Here is a 15698-nt window from a genome sequence, read left to right as displayed (position 1 = left end):
CGTGGCACATTTCTACCTGCAAGAAACGCTCCGGGCGGAGCAGTGCCGCCCGGGGCAGGTGGTCACCGTGGACGGCGACGAGGCGCGGCACGCGGTCACGGTGAGCCGGGTGCGCCCCGGGGACCGGCTCCGCCTCGGTAATGGGGCCGGGTTGCTGCTGGAGGGAGCCGTGCTGACGGCGGACGCTTTGCAGTTGACCCTGCGCGTCGATGACGCGAGCGAGACTGCGGCGGCGACGCCGCGCATCCGCTTGGTGCAGGCCCTCGCCAAGGGTGACCGGGACGAACTGGCCATTCAGGCCGCCACCGAACTCGGCGTCGACGGCGTCATCCCGTGGTCCGCAGCCCGCTCCATCACCAAGTGGGAGGGCGCGAAGATCGCCAAAGGCCACGAACGCTGGAGCAGCATCCTGCGTGAGGCCAGCAAACAGTCGATCCGGGCTTGGCTGCCCGATGTCGCCCAGCTGACCAGCACCAAGCAGCTGGCCGTTTTGGCCGCCACGACACGGATGCTGCTGCTCGACCCGACCGCAACCGGTCGCCTCACCGAGGTGGCCGTCCCCACCGACGACCGCGACATTCTGCTCGTCGTCGGCCCCGAGGGCGGAATATCGCCGGCCGAACTGCTCCTGCTTGAGCAGGCCGGCGCGAGCCAGGTACGCCTCGGCGACACCGTGCTGCGCACATCGACCGCGGGGCCAGCCGCCCTCGCAATCCTCAATGCAACTTTGGGTCGCTGGTAGAGCGTGCCGTTGGTAGTGCGTGCCGCTGATAGCGCCGCTTAAGATAGAGGTATGTCTTCTTCCGTCGCCCAACCGACCATTTTCAGCCGCATCATCGCGCGTGAGATTCCGGCGACGATCGTGGCCGAAACCGAGCGCATTATCGCTTTCCTCGACATTGCACCCAAAGCCCCGGTGCACGTTGTCGTCACCACGAAAGACCCTCAGTATCAAAACGTGGTCGAGCTCGCCGCCGGCAATCCCACCCTGCTCGCCGAACTCGTCGCCGTGGCCGAGCAGATCGCGGCCGAACGCACCAACGGACAGTTCCGTCTGGTGTTCAACACCGGGGCGGCTGCCGGCCAGACCGTCTTCCACGTGCACGCGCACGTGCTCGGCAGCCCCGAAGCGTCTGATCAGCTGGGGGAGGACTCGCTTGGCGCCCTCTGATTCTTCTAAAGCTGACTCCAACAGGGAGCTGCGCTTCACCGTTGACGGCGTCGCCATGGTGCGCTTGCTCGGCCCCGAAGACCGCTACCTGAACACCATCGAGGCCGCCTACCCGAAGGTCGACGTGCACGTGCGCGGCAACGACGTGACGCTCGGCGGCTCGGCCGACGACGTCGAGGCCGTGCGTCGCTTGATCGAGGAGCTGCAGCTGGCCCTGCGCACCGGCCACGACCTCGGCGAGACCGAGGTGGCCACCGCGTCACGGATGCTGGCTGCCGACAGTTCCGTGAGCCCATCCGCCCAGCTCGGCGCCCCAATTCTGACCGCCCGTGGCAAGAGTATTCGGGCCAAATCGATCGGCCAGAAAGAGTACATCGACGCGATCGACGACAACACGATCGTGTTCGGCATCGGACCGGCCGGAACCGGCAAGACCTACCTCGCCATGGCGAAGGCGGTGCGTGCCCTGCAGAACAAAGAGGTTGAGCGCATCATCCTGACCCGCCCGGCAGTGGAGGCCGGAGAACGGCTCGGCTTTCTGCCCGGCACGCTCACGGACAAGATCGATCCCTACCTGCGGCCGCTCTACGACGCGCTCGGCGAAATGCTTGACCCCGAACTGATCCCCAAATTGCTCGCGGCCGGCACGATCGAGGTCGCCCCGCTCGCCTACATGCGCGGTCGCACCCTGAACGCGAGCTTCGTCGTGCTCGACGAAGCCCAGAACACGACGCCCGAGCAGATGAAGATGTTCCTGACCCGCCTTGGCTTCGGCTCCAAGATGGTCATCACCGGCGATGTCACCCAGATCGACCTGCCGGCCGGCAGCAGCGGCTTGAAATTGGTGACCCGCGTCCTTGACGGTATCGACGACATCCACTTTTCCTATCTGACCAGTGCCGACGTTGTGCGGCACTCGCTGGTCGGGCGCATCGTCGACGCGTATACCGAGTACGACGCGCAGAAACAGGCCCTCCGCCAGGAGAGCGCCGAAGCGCGCGCATTTGCTACTCAAGGCCCGCAGCGCACCGGCAATGCGCCCGGCCGCAACCCGAAACGGAGTTCCAGTTGAGCATCGAAATCAACAACGAGTCGACCATCCCGGTCGATGAGGCCGCCATTCAGCGCCTCGCTGCCTTCGCGCTCGACACCATGCACGTGCACGCCGACGCCGAACTCGCCATTGTGCTGGTCGACGAGGGTGCCATGGAGCAGCTGCACGTGCAGTGGATGGATGAGCCGGGCCCCACCGACGTTCTGAGCTTTCCGATGGACGAACTACGCCCCGGTACCGAGGAGCAGGAGACCCCGCCCGGATTGCTCGGCGATATCGTGCTCTGCCCGCAGGTCGCCAAGGAGCAGGCTGAAACCGCCGGACACAGCACCCTCGATGAGCTACTGCTACTGACCACGCACGGCGTGCTGCACTTGCTCGGCTTCGACCACGCCGAACCGGCCGAAGAGAAGGAAATGTTCGGCATTCAGCGCGACATTCTCATCGGTTTTGCCATGCAGGAACGACAACGCCCCTGATGCACATCGTGTGGTTTATTTACGCGGCCGTGGTTCTGGTCGTGTTTGCCGGTCTGATGGCCGCCGTCGACGCGGCGATCACGACCCAATCCCGGGCCGATATTGTCGGCCTGGTGCCGACGCGGCGGGCGAAACGGTCGCTCCGCGCGATCGCCGAGGACACCGGCGCGCACCTGAATGCGATTAACTTTATTCGCATTACAGCCGAGACCACGGCGGCGGTCTTGGTGACCCTCGTTTTTGCGACCACCATCGAGGCCCTGTGGCTCGCGCTGGTGCTGTCGGCGCTGATCATGACCTCGGTTTCGTTTGTGCTGGTCGGTGCCAGTCCGCGCAGTGTCGGGCGGGCGCATCCGGTCGCTCTGCTGACGGCCACCGCGTTGCTCGTGCATGTTGCGCGCGTTCTGCTCGGACCGATCGCGAACGCCCTGGTCGCCCTCGGAAACCGCGTCACCCCCGGCCGCACCAAGCTGGCGACCTTCACCTCCGAAGACCAGCTGCTCAGCATGGTCGACGAGGCCACCGAACTCGACGTAATCGAGGAGGACGACCGCGAGCTCATCCACTCAATTTTTGAGTTCAGCGACACTGTCGTGCGGGAGCTCATGATTCCCCGCACCGACATGATCACCATCGACGCCGACGCGAGCATTGACGCGGCCATGGGCCTGTTCCTGAGCAGCGGTACCTCGCGCGTGCCCGTTCGGGGCGGCGAGGTCGACGACGTCGCCGGCATCCTTTACCTGCGCGACGTTGCCCGGCTGGTCTTTGAACGCCCGATCAATGCCCTGCAGCTGACGGTCGCCGAACTCGCACGTCCGGCCGTGTTCGTGCCGGAATCCAAGAAAGCCGACGATATGCTGCGGCAGATGCAGCTTGAGTCCAACCACCTGGCCATGGTCGTTGACGAGTACGGCGGCATCGCCGGACTGGTCACCCTCGAGGATTTGATCGAGGAGCTCGTCGGCGATATCTCGGATGAGTACGACCGCGATGTGGTCGAGTTCGAAGACCTTGGTGATGGGCATTTTCGGGTCAGCGCCCGACTGCCGGTCGACGAGCTCGGGGAACTCTTCGGTCTCGAGCTCGACGACGATGATGTCGACTCGGTCGGTGGTCTTTTGGCCAAGGCGCTCGGGCGACTGCCCGTCGCCGGCTCGGTCGCCTCGGTGAGCGGGTTGAACCTCACCGCCGAACGCACCGAAGGTCGTCGTAAGCGCATCAGCACCGTGCTGGTGGAGCGCGACGACGCGCTGATTGATGCGCAGACCGCATTTCTCACGGGAACGAACCGTAGCACAGTGTCTGATGATGAAGGAGAACGGTCATGACCGCAGCAACACCGGCGCACCCCGCCGATTACCGAGCGGGATTCGTCTCCTTCGTGGGACGCCCCAACGTGGGAAAGTCCACCCTGACGAACGCACTCGTGGGGGAGAAGGTCGCGATCACCTCGTCGAAGCCGCAGACCACCCGCCGCGCCATTCGGGGCATCGTGCACCAGAAGAACGGCCAGCTCATTCTGGTCGACACCCCCGGAATCCACCGCCCGCGCACCCTCCTCGGTGAGCGCCTGAACAGCCTGGTCACGGCGACCCTGGCCGGCGTCGACGTGATCGGCCTGTGCATCCCGGCCAACGAGCCGATCGGCCCGGGAGATAAGTTCATCAACGAGCAACTGGATGCCTTCCCGCGGGCCAAAAAGGTCGCCATCGTCACCAAGATTGATGCATCCTCCAAGACCAACGTCGCCAATCAGCTGCTCGCCGTCTCCCAGCTGCGGGATTGGGAGGCCATTGTTCCGATCTCCTCGACCAGCCGAATCCAGCTCGACACCCTGGCGACCCAACTCCTGCGCCTGCTGCCGCATGCGGATGCCCCGCTCTACCCAGCCGACACCGTCACCGACGAGACCCTCGAGTCGCGCATCTCGGAGTTCATTCGCGAGGCAGCCCTCGAGGGCGTCACCGACGAGCTGCCGCACTCGATCGCCGTGACCATCGACGACATCATCGAGCGTGATGACCAGGAACTGGTTGAGATTTACGCCAACCTGTTCGTCGAACGAGACAGCCAGAAGGGCATCATCATCGGCAAGTCGGGCAGCCGGCTGAAGGATGTCGGTACCCGCGCGCGTAAACAGATCGAACCGCTCGTCGGCAAGCGCGTCTTTCTGTCGCTGCGGGTGAAGATCGCCAAGGAATGGCAGCGCGACCCGAAGCAGCTCGGGCGCCTCGGCTTCTAACGCATCGCGACCGGATCTCGAACGCTCGCAGGCTCGTGCCTCGATCAGCGAGTCTTTCTGGTCGAGGCGCGAGGAACGAGCGATGGAGGCCGAAACCTTATAACGCGCAGCTGGCGGCACCAGGCGCAGGAGACCAGCCAACGCGAAGGGTCAGTTTCGGTAGTCGTCATTTGGGTAGCCCGGTCGCGGGTAGTCCCCCGTGCGCGGGTCGAGCCCGTCGAGACCACCATCCCGTAACTTGCCGCGATCTGCCCGACCAGTCGCGGGGGTAGCCGGCGTCGGAAGGTCAAGCCGTTCGGGTGCCTGCAGGAGCGGGTTCTGGCTGGGCAGGTAGATCAAAGTCTGTTCCGGGTCGATCTCGACCGGGGGTTGCAGCCAGTACTCGCCACCCTGGAGATAGATCTTCCAATGTCGGTTGTGCAGCAACAGGTGATGGTGCGCACAGAGCATTATGGCGAAGTTGATGTTGGAAAGTCCTTGATCAGACCACATGTCGATGTGATGCGCCTCTGTCCACGACGGTGGTTGGTCGCAGCCGGGCCAGCGGCATCCGCCGTCACGCGCGGCGAGGGCCCGGCGTTGCTCGCGGTTGAAGAGACGTTCTTCTCGTCCGACGTTGAGTGGTTGCCCGGACTCACTGAACAAGATGGCGAGGTAGCCGGTGTCACAGAGGTGCCGGTCGATCGTCTCCGCCGACACCGGCGCCGGGTTTCCCTCGAGGTAGCCGAAAACGGGGTGGGAGCTAGCGCGTTCGGTAGAACTTGTGGTTTCAGCGCTCCGCCCGGGGGCCGCCATCCGGCCCGTTCCGCTGCCCGCCAATGTGCCACTCGGCGCCTTGTCGGCGCCCCGAGTGTTCGCGGGGTTTTCGGTGCTATCGCTGCTCCCTGTGCTCCCGGTCGCCTGGGCTTCTGGCGCGGTCGGCGCGGTCGGGGCGACCGGAGCGGGTGCTGTGCTAGTCGGCGCGCCCGACCCGGTTATCGGGCCATCTGCGCGGACAGGGCCAGTGGCTGGTCCCGTTGTGCTTGCAGGGCCAGCGGCCGGGCGGGCTATTGGGTGGGGGATGGTGGTGGGGCGGTCGTGTTTGGTGACGATGATCTGCACGACCGGGCGGCGGCCGCCGAACATGGTGTTCGGGTCGGCGTCAGCGCCGAGTTTGAGCAGCTGGGTGAAGGAATCAGCGGCGATTTGGTCCAGGGTGCGCGGGTCGTCCTTGACGCGCTGACGAGTCCGAGTCGCGGCGGGGCACGGCCGCGGGTAGCGGCGGCAGATCCGGGTGCAACTTTGCCTACGCCGCCGCCCGTGCAGCCGCCCGTGCAGCCTCCCGCTCGGCTTCCGCCACTGCTTCCGCCACTGCTTCGGCGGCAACCTGCGCGGCCAGCTCAGCCTCCCGGGCAGCATCGGCCGCCCGCCGTTCAGCGGTTTCGGTGTCGTTCATCAGTACGCCCACGGCCAGCAGTCGGCCGGCCTCCATGCGGCTCAGCCCGGTAGCGTCTTGCACCATCAGGGTCGGGTTACGAAGCCCGTACCGCGCCGCCAACCCCGACTGACCCAACTCCGGCCTGGACCTGCGCGCGATCGTGCCTGCCAGCAACGCCGCGACCGTATTGCTCAGCCGCAACAGGTCGGCGATCGGACCACGCGCCGCGAGCACCGCCGCATCGGACAGGCCGCCGAACTCGGCACTGGAGCCACCGAGCGCGGCGACAGCGACCGCTACCCGGGTGAGCTCCAGCGCCAGGTTGCTCATAATTCAACCCAACACCCGACCACCGACATTCCCGAGGAAAAATCACGCATACAAGCACTGAATCGGCGAAAACTCGCAAAGAATACCCAAAGAAATGTTTTAAGGGCCGTTTGATCGCGGTTTTTTTGCCTCACAGGCCGCTCCCGCGCGGCGCTCCCGTACCAGGCTCGCGCGCAGTCCGCCCATGCGGAAGGATTGAACCTACCGGGCAGCCCTGCGGTGGCCGCATCATTCAGGAACAGCGACTTGCGCTCAAAAGCAGCCAGCCTCGTGAACAGAATTTACGATCCGGCATCTCCGACGCCTAGCTGCGACGGATCCCGCAAACGGCCCCGTGCCACAAGTGATCTGTCAACGGTGGGAAATCTATGTATATTGTTTATCGATAGATTTACACCGATAAACGATAGGATTTTCATGCATGGCACGGCGATCATCACCCTGAAAACGCTCATTTTCGCACTGATCGCACTGCTTTTAGCGTGCCAGGTTTTCGTTATTCCAGCGGTCGCGCAGCAGATGGTCGAAAAATCCACCCAACTCGACTACCTCCAGGTGCCCGGGATCGTTGTCACCGTGGCGTTCCTGCTCTGCGTGCAGGTCGCGCTCGTCTGCGTGTGGCGGCTGCTGTCGCTGGTGCGGGCATCCATCATTTTCAGAGTAAACGCATTCAGGTATGTCAATTTCATCCTCGGCATAGTCGCCTTGGCCACCCTCCTCATCCTTGGATCGTTCATCACCCTTGCGGTCGCCGGTGTTGCCTCGCCGTCGGTCATCATGCTGTGCGCGCTCGGAATCGTCATCGGCTCGGGACTCGCTTTGATGATCGTGGTGATGCGCGGGCTCCTGCGTAAGGCATCCGAGCTGGAACAAGACCTGGCGGAAGTGGTCTGATGCCCATCGTCATCAACCTCGACGTCGAACTCGCCAGGAAGAAGATGTCGGTCGCCGACTTTGCCGCCGCAATCGACATCACACCGGCAAACGTTTCTGTGCTCAAAAACGGTCGGGCCAAAGCCGTGCGCTTCTCCACCTTGGATGCGATCTGCCGCGTGCTCGACTGCCAGCCCGGTGACATCTTCATGTGGGTGCCAGAGGATGCGGCCGCCACGACAGCACAAACGGGGGCATGACCGTGCCACGCGCTGTCAAGTCCTGGAATGACGTCGCGATTCGTCACCTACTCGACCGGACGTCGTGCCCCGTCTGCGGGATCGCACTGCCCGATAGCCCGTGCCGCAAATGCGGCGCCGAACTGGTTGGCGCTGCGGCGGCCGAGCTCTGGTCCACCTCCGGGGCGGCTGCTGCGGCGCTCATCAGGCGGCAGGAGGCACTCGTTCGCGTGGCGCATCCGTCCCGTGCGACCAAAACCGAAGACAGCGCCGTACCGACATCGGCACCGATTCCACAACGGATGCCCGCGCAATTTGGCAAGAGCGCTGCGACCCCGAATATTTCGCGGTCGAGCGCGACGGTGCAGTCAGTGCTCGCAGTCGCGGGCGCTGGATTGTTCGCGATTTCGGCGATCGTCTTCACCTTCTTCAACCCTGACATCAGGGATCACGCCCTGCGCAGTGTGATCGTCAGCCTGGTCACGCTCCTCTTTCTCGGAGCCAGCTGGTTGCTGGCCCGTCGCCAGCTGCAATTCTCGGCGGAGGCCGTCGGTGGCCTTGGGATGGTCTTCGTCGCCCTCGACGTCTACGCGTTCTCGGAACTGGCGCCGACCGGAGTCAGCCCGTGGGTGTTCGCCGCCACCGGAACACTGGTCAGCGGAGGCGTCATGGTCGTCATGGCGACGCTCGCGCGAATTCGGGGCTGGCTCTGGATCTCGCTCGCCGCGCTCACGCTCGTTCCGGCGATGCTGGGCTACGCGGGCGCAACCACACTGTCGGCAACCCTGGGGCACCTCGGAGTAGCTTTTGTCGCGCTGGCCTTGATCGCGACCATACCCGGGCTTGCGCGGCGGATTGATGCACGCCTGGTATCTGAGCGAGTGACACTGGCGACCATTCAGATCCTCGCGACCGGCATCGTGCTGGCCCAGATAGGCTTCATCGAATTCACCAGCACGACCCAGTACTGGTTGACGATTACCGCCGTGCTGACCGCCGTCGCGGTTCTCGCCCTGCTCACGACCCGGCAGCTCGCCAAAATCTTCTGGAGCGCCGTCACCGGTGCCGCCGCGATGGCGGCCGCGGTCAGTTTGCCCTTCGCGCTCGACCTCGGCGCGCACGTCGCGGACGAGTGGTACCAGGCCGTCGCCCCCGGAGCAGGGGCCGCCGCACTGCTCGTGCTCCAGGCGCTGGCTCCGAGAGCCCACGCCCTCGACCGTCGAGCATTCCTGGGCGGCGTGCTCGCGGTTGCGGGTGTGAGTGTCCTCGTGCCCGTTCTCTCCGCGGTGTTGATCGGGGCCGTCACGGTGCTCACGTCACTGACCGGCTCAGACGGCGGCGCGACCGGATTCATGCCCCCGCACGGCTTTCTCGCCGTTGTGCTCGGCCTGTGCGCCATGGCGGCCGGACTCGGAGCGTTCTCGATTATAAGCAGGCACCGTGATGGCGCCAGAATGGATGCTTCCCCCAAGCTGGCCGCGTGGACCGGCTCGATTGCGATCTGGCTCGCCGCCCTCGCCGGGCTGGCGTTTGCCTGTCAGCCCGTTATGCCCCTGTGGTCGCGCATCGCGATCGCCCTGGGCCTGGCCGTGGCGGCGAGCGTCGCGCTCGTCGCTGTTCCGCGCATCGGTAACGCCGCCCTGAAGATGCGGCTACCCCTCGTGCTGGGCACCCATTTCGCGGTGTTGCTGGCCACGGTCTGCTCCCTGGTCGATGACGTTGTCACGGTCTGGGCGGGCATCGCGATCGTCGCGACCCTCGCCGCCATCGCGCGAACCGTGCCGACCCGGGCACGATTTCTGCACGTCGGTGCAGGTTATGCCTACGCACTGTTCGTCTTCGGCGTGGCGCTCGACCTGCTGGGCATCGGCACGATCGCGTTGCTCTGCCTCACCACATCGCTCGGCTCGATCGGCGCCATCGCCGCGACGTTCCTCCGCCGGGTGGCGGCACCAGCGTGGTACGCGATTCTGGTCGTGACGTCGGTGCCGTTCCTGATCGGGGTTGCGCAGGTGCTTTTCGAGCGCAGCGGCTGGACAGCTCTCTCGACCGCCCTCATCTTTCTTCTGGCACTCACCCTCTTCAACACGCGGCGTGCCGGCCTGGGCCTCGTGCTCCGTGCGATCGCCGCCGGACTCCTCGTTCCGTCACTTGCTGTTGTGGTGATCTGCCTCGGCGCGCAGGTGCTGCTTGGCAGCGCGTCACCGGTGACCTTGCCGATTGTCGCCGTAATTGTCGCCGTCGTGCTTCCGAGCACCGGCCTGATCCGGTCGATGCTGGGCAAGCAGGGAATTGGTACGCGGGATGCGGCAGCTGCCCGGATCGCGATTGAAGCCTCCACACTGCTCACCGCGGCGATCGCGGTCGCTCTGGCGCTCGTGCGCGTCGCTGCCGGGCTGCCGACCACCTTCATCGTGCTGCTCGTTCTCGGGCTCGGTGCCGCGGCCACATCGTTGTGGGCACAGCGCCGCTACGGGTGGTGGGTCGCCGCTGCCTCATTCACGGGTGCGCTCTGGTGTCTGTGGGCCATCGCCGGAATCGGCGTGCTCGAACCCTACCTGCTGCCACCGAGCCTGGCCGCCGCGACTGTCGGCCTGATCCTCACGGCACGCGGTTCCCGCGCCGTGTCGCTGTACGCGGCGGGTCTGGTCGTGGCCGTCGCACCCATCCTGGTGATTGTGACAGTATCCGGCTCGGGAACGGCCGCGCTGGCGCCGTGGCGTGGTTACGGCCTGATCGCGGGGTCCTGGCTTCTGCTCGGCCTCGGCATGCTGCTCGGCCGGGGCGCTTCCGCGCGCGCCGAATACCTTCGAGTCCTGCAACGGCCGACTTTGGGGGTCGCGATCGCTGCCGGGGCGGCCGGTGCCATTCAGGGGGCGAGATTCGGTCTCGGTGCCGACCCGATCCTGGCCGGTGGAGTGCCGCTCGTTCTGCTCAGCCTCGCAATCGGCCTCGCCGGTGCACTGCCTGCAGCCCTCGGCGCTCGAGCCATCCTCAGGATCGCCCCGCAGGGGTCGCGGTTATCCCGCACCCGCTGGTTGTACGCGCCCACGGCGGTCTACGTCGCAGTCGCCACCTGGCCCTCGATCGAGCGCGATTGGTTCACGATCTGGATGATGTGGTCCCTCATGCTCGCCTACCTCCTAGCCGTCGTCGTCATCGCTTGGCGGCTGCGTAACCGGCCGAGCAGCCTTCCACCCGTGTGGTTCGTCTTCGCGATCGCGTTCCTCACCGCGATCGTGGCGTGGAGTCCGCGCGAGCTGCGGGTCGAGTGGTTCTCCCTGCCGCTGGGGTTCTTCTTGATTGCGGCCGGCGCCGTAGTCCTGACTGGTGCGCGAGCGGATGCTGCCCGCCAGCAGCCAGACAGCGGCAGCAGGCAAGACGGCACGGTGACCGGCTGGCCAGCCGGCTGGTACGGCTCGTGGCCGCTGCTCGCCCCCGGCGTCGTGACCCTGCTCGTGGCATCGGTAGCGGCCACTTTCACCGACCCACAGACTTGGCGGGCGATCCTCGTGATCGTCATTGCGCTCGTCGCCATCCTGAGCGGCTCGAGTCTCAAGCTCGCAGCGCCGTTCCTGATCGGAATCGTCGTGCTTCCGCTCGAGAACGTTCTGGTCTTTCTCGTGCAGATCGGTCGGGGGATCGAGTCGATGCCGTGGTGGATCACCCTGGCCGTTGTCGGCGCCGTGCTCCTCATCATCGCCGTCACCTATGAGCGCAGGTCGGGGGAAGAGAACAGCATCACTGACCGCCTGCGCGACCTGCGCTAGGAGCCTGCTGGGGAGCGTCAGTAGAGAGACGGCGGGGAAGCATCCGCCCGCGGGCTGGGTGTGAGCCGAGCGCCAGCCGTGGTTTCGCCGAACACGGGCTGATAACTCAACACGACCCGCGCAGGAATGTGCCGGTGGTGCCAAAGTGAGAGCGGAGGATCTGAATGAACTCGCTGCTCTCGGGCGTCAACCCGCTCGATCTGGACCTCGTCGGCCTTCCCCTCCTCACCATCCTCTACGCGGCAACCGGCCTTGCGCTGCTGCTCGTGCTGCTCGGCCCGACCGGCGTTCGCCGGGCCATCGTCACCGTCATCGGTGCCGTCGTGGGCGCGGCTGTCGGCTGGGCGCTGGCCTGGTTCATCAGCGATGTCTGGGACCCGTGGGGAGTGTCTCTTTCTACCGGAACCCGGCTGTGGACCGCCGCCCTGGGTGCCAGTCTTGCCGTGGTAGTGCTGAACCTGCGCGGCCAGGTGCGTTGGCGCCGCGTCGTAGCGGTGTGCGCTATCGGACTCTGTCTGCTCAGCGCCGCAGCGGGAATCAACGCTGACGTCGGCCAGTTTCCGACGCTGCGTGTCGCCCTCGGGCTCGCGAGCTACCCGCCGCTCGACGAGGCCCTCGCAGCTGCACAGGCCCCGGACGCACAGACCAGAGCGGCACATCCCGACTCAGCGAATGCCACCGGCCTCGCAGCCGAGGGTACCGGTGTCGTGGGCACGGTCAGCATTCCAGCCACGGAATCCGGTTTCGCCGCCCGGGACGCGCTGGTCTATCTGCCGCCAGCGGCGCAGCTCCCGTACCCACCGGCCCTGCCCGTGGTCGAGATGCTCTCCGGTCAGCCCGGAAGCCCCAGCGACGTGTTCACGGCCGGTCATCTGGCGAGCATTCTCGACACCTACTCTCGGGCGCATTCCGGTCTCGCCCCGATCCTTGTTGTTCCCGATCAACTCGGCGCGCCGGGCAACAACCCGATGTGCGTCGACTCCGCGCTCGGCAACTCGGCCAGTTACCTCACCATCGACGTTCCAGCCTGGATCAAGTCTCACCTGCACGTTGCCGCCCAGCCGGCCGGATGGACCATCGCCGGGTTTTCCCAGGGAGGCACCTGCTCCATACAACTCGGCGCGGCACACCCCCAAGTATTCAGTACGATTTTGGACATCTCGGGAGAGCTCGTTCCCAGCAACGGAAGCGAGGCGCACACCGTGCAATCCGGTTTCGGCGGCAGCGTTTCCCGCTATGCGACCGCTGCGCCGACCGCCATCCTCGCCACCCACGCGCCCTACGCCGGGCTCGGTGCGATCTTCGTGGTCGGTGACGACGATATTCGCTTTCTCCCCGGCATACGCGCGGTAGCGGATGCCGCCCAGCGCGCCGGCGTCGACACTCACCTCTTCGAGTCACCCGGTACCGCCCACGACTGGCATACCGTCGACTACGCCTGGACCACCGCGCTGCCGATCATCGCCGCGCGCACCGCACTGCTCGCGCCCGCCATGATTGCGATGACCCAGTGACCACCGGCAGTCTCAAATCCGACGCCACCACGAGCGACCCAGGCAGGCCCGGCTCGGGTTCCGCACTGCGCTCGTCGATCCGATGGGCGCGGCAGCGACCGTTCGCCGTCGGCTACGCCGCCGCACTCCTCGCGGTGGGCCTCGCGACCGGAGTGATCTCGGGACCGGCGCGCAGCATCCGCTTATTGCTCGGTACCGGCTACGAATCGGTCATCGACCACGGCCACTGGTGGTCACCGCTGACCTCGGTGTTCTTCGTCGACGACGGCGCCGAACTACTGCTCGCGCTGGCCGGAACGCTGATCGTGCTCGGCTTCGCCGAACGGCTGATGGGAACGTGCCGCACCGCGATCGCCTTTCTCGTCACCGCCATTCTCGGCGCGACGATCGGCATCGGTGCGCAATTCCTCGGCGTTGCCGGCGGGGAGATGTGGTCGCGCGGAGTCAGCGAACTCTGGGCGATGGACCCGTTCACTCCGATCTTCGGAAGCGCGCTGGCGGCCAGTTTCTTCGCCGGGCCGCTCTGGCGTCGTCGTATTCGTGTGCTCGGGGTGTCGACCGTGCTGGTGCTGGTGTTGTACTCCGGCCAACCGTCCGACCTGTACCGTCTGCTCGCCGTGCTGGTCGGGCTCGGCGTTGGCTGGTTCGGGGTTGGCTGGCGGAGTCGACCGATTCGGCCGTTGAGCGCCTGGCGGCGCAGCTCCGATCACGAATCCCGCACCCTGCTCGCGGCGATCGTGGGCATGGTCGCCGTCGGGCCGGTCATCACCATCTTCTCCGGCGCCCGGTACGGCCCGCTCGCACCGCTCGGCCTGCTGCTCACCCAAGACGTACCGACGGCTGGCGACGTCGTCGACCGCTGCCTGCTGGGCGACATCACCCGGCAGTGTGTGCAGGAGCTCAGCCTCGAACGCATCGGCGGGGCCGGCCCGGTGCTGGTGAGCCTACTTCCCCTGCTCACCCTCGTCGTTGCCGCCTTCGGGCTGGCTCGCGGCCGCCGGTTCGCCGCCTGGCTCGCCATCACCCTCAACGCCGGGCTCGCGCTGCTTGCCGCCTGGTATTACGGGCTGCTGCCGATCTCCGGGCAACCCTACGTCTGGCAGTGGCAGTCCGGTCGCTATTGGGAGGTCACCCTTATTCTCGGAGTGTCGGTGCTCGTTCCGCTCCTGGTCGCAGTGGTCATCCTGGCCAATCTGCGTCACTTTCCGGTCGCTACCCGCACCGGCCAGTGGCACCGGTTTCTGCTCGTTACCGTCGGAAGTTTCACCGGCCTCGCCGCAGCCTACGTGGGCCTGGGCTGGTTGTTCCGGACCCATTTTCGGCCCGGCGTCACATTGTTCGATTTAATAGCGGATGTCCCTGAGCGGTTCATCCCGGTCGGCTTTCTCCGGCTCGAACGGGTGTCCTTTCTGCCCAATGACGCCCTGGCCACCACGCTCTATGACAGCGTCGGTGCCGTGTTCTGGATCATCGTCTTCGTCGGCGCGATCGTGGCCCTGCGCAGCGTAGCGGTCGGTCCCAGCGTCGACGCTTCGGCACGCTTGCGCACGCTGCTCAGCACTTTCGGCGGCGGGTCGCTCGGGTTTATGGCCACCTGGAGAGGGAACTCGCTCTGGTTCAGCGCGAGCGGACGAACGGCCATCGCCTACCGCGTGGTCAATGGCATCGCCATCACAACGTCCGAACCGATCGGGCCGCGCTCGGAAGCCGCCGAAGCGGTCGCGTTTTTCGCCCGGATGTGCGACGACCACGGCTGGGTTTCGGTGTTCTACAGCCTGCACGACAGCTGGAAAAGTGTTTTCGTCGCTATGGGCTGGCCCACCATGCAGGTGGGGGAGGAGACGCTCCTGCGGCCGAGCACCTGGAGCACGACCGGAAGGAAGTGGCAGGACATTCGCTCGTCAATCAATCGCGCCGATCGAGCCGGGGTGCGAGCAGAGTGGACCACCTACCGGTCGCTGTCCCTCACCGCGGCGGCCCAAATCGCAGAAATCTCCGAGCAGTGGGTGCAGGAAAAGGAACTCCCCGAACTCGGGTTCACCCTCGGCGGGCTCGATGAACTGCACGACCCGGAGGTGCGCCTCATGCTCGCCGTCGACAGTGCGGAGCGGGTGCACGCCGTGACCAGTTGGTTGCCCACCCGCCGAGACGGCGAGATCATCGGTTGGACCCTTGATTTCATGCGGCGGCGACCGGACAGCATCAACGGAGTGATGGAATTTCTGATCGCGCAAACCGCGGAGCGCATGCAGGAGCGCCCCGAGGTCGAGTTTCTGAGCCTGTCGGTGGCGCCGCTCGCGCCGGTATCCGGCCCGCGGCAGGGCGGTATTGCCGCCGGCCTGCTCGACTATCTCGGTCGCACGCTCGAGCCGGTGTACGGGTTTCGGTCATTGCTCTTGTTCAAGAACAAGTTCCAGCCGGAGTTCGCGCCGGTCTTCATGTCGTTCCCGGATCCGGTCGCGCTGCCCGAGATCGGCCTCGCGCTCGCTCGTGCCTACCTTCCCAGCCTGTCGGTGCGGGAAGTGGTGACGTTGGCGCGGGGACTGAGCCAGTAGCATCCGCTGGCAGTGGCCCTCTGACACGACGTGGTCGAAACCAGGCCAAAC

The 15698-nt window shown here is 65.9% G+C and carries 13 protein-coding genes; 11 read left to right on the top strand and 2 right to left on the bottom strand.

Features of this window, described 5'->3' with window-relative positions; genetic code table 11:
• Position 1 precedes the first annotated feature (1 nt).
• From E3O11_RS14485 to era, 6 genes are read left to right on the top strand one after another with little or no spacing between them, the layout of a single operon-like run.
• Positions 2–742 carry a 16S rRNA (uracil(1498)-N(3))-methyltransferase gene (locus E3O11_RS14485; RefSeq protein ID WP_092448501.1) on the top strand — a complete coding sequence of 247 codons (741 nt, stop codon included), beginning with the start codon at positions 2–4 and terminating at the stop codon, positions 740–742.
• A gap of 51 nt (positions 743–793) precedes the next feature.
• Complete coding sequence (locus tag E3O11_RS14480; protein WP_092448502.1) at positions 794–1171, top strand: HIT domain-containing protein; 378 nt, start codon at positions 794–796, stop codon at positions 1169–1171.
• 55 nt (positions 1172–1226) lie between these two features.
• The gene (locus E3O11_RS14475; protein WP_092448503.1) at positions 1227–2243 is read left to right on the top strand and encodes a PhoH family protein; all 1017 of its coding nucleotides are present in this window, start codon (positions 1227–1229) and stop codon (positions 2241–2243) included.
• Complete coding sequence (gene ybeY, locus E3O11_RS14470) at positions 2240–2704, top strand: rRNA maturation RNase YbeY (RefSeq protein ID WP_092448504.1); 465 nt, start codon at positions 2240–2242, stop codon at positions 2702–2704. Before E3O11_RS14475 ends, ybeY begins: the two co-directional genes overlap by 4 nt.
• Complete coding sequence (locus E3O11_RS14465; RefSeq protein WP_170851536.1) at positions 2704–4035, top strand: hemolysin family protein; 1332 nt, start codon at positions 2704–2706, stop codon at positions 4033–4035. The genes ybeY and E3O11_RS14465 overlap by 1 nt, the downstream gene beginning before the upstream one ends.
• Positions 4032–4949 (top strand): GTPase Era, encoded by a 918-nt coding sequence (gene era / locus E3O11_RS14460; RefSeq protein WP_092448506.1) that lies wholly within the window; start codon positions 4032–4034, stop codon positions 4947–4949. Before E3O11_RS14465 ends, era begins: the two co-directional genes overlap by 4 nt.
• A gap of 150 nt (positions 4950–5099) precedes the next feature.
• On the opposite strand, the gene E3O11_RS14455 is transcribed toward era, so the two are convergent.
• Positions 5100–5648 carry an HNH endonuclease signature motif containing protein gene (locus tag E3O11_RS14455; protein WP_373866144.1) on the bottom strand — a complete coding sequence of 183 codons (549 nt, stop codon included), beginning with the start codon at positions 5646–5648 and terminating at the stop codon, positions 5100–5102.
• A 586-nt stretch (positions 5649–6234) separates the two neighbouring features.
• Positions 6235–6696, bottom strand: coding sequence for a hypothetical protein (locus E3O11_RS14450; protein WP_092448508.1), 462 nt, complete (start codon positions 6694–6696; stop codon positions 6235–6237).
• Positions 6697–7113: 417 nt separating this feature from the next.
• Here E3O11_RS14450 and E3O11_RS14445 point away from each other — a divergent pair, with 417 nt between their 5' ends.
• The 5 genes from E3O11_RS14445 to E3O11_RS14425 all read left to right on the top strand — a co-directional run bounded on the left by E3O11_RS14445 (position 7114) and on the right by E3O11_RS14425 (position 15647).
• Complete coding sequence (locus E3O11_RS14445; RefSeq protein WP_092448509.1) at positions 7114–7590, top strand: DUF2975 domain-containing protein; 477 nt, start codon at positions 7114–7116, stop codon at positions 7588–7590.
• Positions 7590–7829: a helix-turn-helix domain-containing protein gene (locus tag E3O11_RS14440; RefSeq protein ID WP_092448510.1), complete on the top strand. Its 240-nt coding sequence runs from the start codon at positions 7590–7592 to the stop codon at positions 7827–7829. Before E3O11_RS14445 ends, E3O11_RS14440 begins: the two co-directional genes overlap by 1 nt.
• Complete coding sequence (locus E3O11_RS14435) at positions 7826–11578, top strand: SCO7613 C-terminal domain-containing membrane protein (protein ID WP_092448511.1); 3753 nt, start codon at positions 7826–7828, stop codon at positions 11576–11578. The genes E3O11_RS14440 and E3O11_RS14435 overlap by 4 nt, the downstream gene beginning before the upstream one ends.
• A 164-nt stretch (positions 11579–11742) precedes the next feature.
• On the top strand, positions 11743–13092 hold the full coding sequence (locus E3O11_RS14430; protein ID WP_092448512.1) for an alpha/beta hydrolase: 1350 nt from the start codon (positions 11743–11745) through the stop codon (positions 13090–13092).
• The gene (locus E3O11_RS14425) at positions 13089–15647 is read left to right on the top strand and encodes a DUF2156 domain-containing protein (protein ID WP_241994737.1); all 2559 of its coding nucleotides are present in this window, start codon (positions 13089–13091) and stop codon (positions 15645–15647) included. Before E3O11_RS14430 ends, E3O11_RS14425 begins: the two co-directional genes overlap by 4 nt.
• Positions 15648–15698: the final 51 nt, after the last annotated feature.

This window comes from Cryobacterium levicorallinum (assembly GCF_004402405.1).
GTDB classification, from domain to species: Bacteria; Actinomycetota; Actinomycetes; order Actinomycetales; family Microbacteriaceae; genus Cryobacterium; species Cryobacterium levicorallinum.
The sequence above is the reverse complement of the archived record's forward strand: the minus strand, read 5'-3'. Positions and strand labels throughout refer to the sequence as shown.

Coding starts and splice junctions, on each gene's coding strand:
- E3O11_RS14480 (WP_092448502.1), top strand. CDS start 794: ATGTCTTCTTCCGTCGCCCAACCGACCATTTTCAGCCGCATCATCGCG.
- E3O11_RS14475 (WP_092448503.1), top strand. CDS start 1,227: ATGGTGCGCTTGCTCGGCCCCGAAGACCGCTACCTGAACACCATCGAG.
- E3O11_RS14465 (WP_170851536.1), top strand. CDS start 2,704: ATGCACATCGTGTGGTTTATTTACGCGGCCGTGGTTCTGGTCGTGTTT.
- era (WP_092448506.1), top strand. CDS start 4,032: ATGACCGCAGCAACACCGGCGCACCCCGCCGATTACCGAGCGGGATTC.
- E3O11_RS14450 (WP_092448508.1), bottom strand. CDS start 6,696: ATGAGCAACCTGGCGCTGGAGCTCACCCGGGTAGCGGTCGCTGTCGCC.
- E3O11_RS14445 (WP_092448509.1), top strand. CDS start 7,114: ATGCATGGCACGGCGATCATCACCCTGAAAACGCTCATTTTCGCACTG.
- E3O11_RS14440 (WP_092448510.1), top strand. CDS start 7,590: ATGCCCATCGTCATCAACCTCGACGTCGAACTCGCCAGGAAGAAGATG.
- E3O11_RS14435 (WP_092448511.1), top strand. CDS start 7,826: ATGACCGTGCCACGCGCTGTCAAGTCCTGGAATGACGTCGCGATTCGT.
- E3O11_RS14430 (WP_092448512.1), top strand. CDS start 11,743: ATGAACTCGCTGCTCTCGGGCGTCAACCCGCTCGATCTGGACCTCGTC.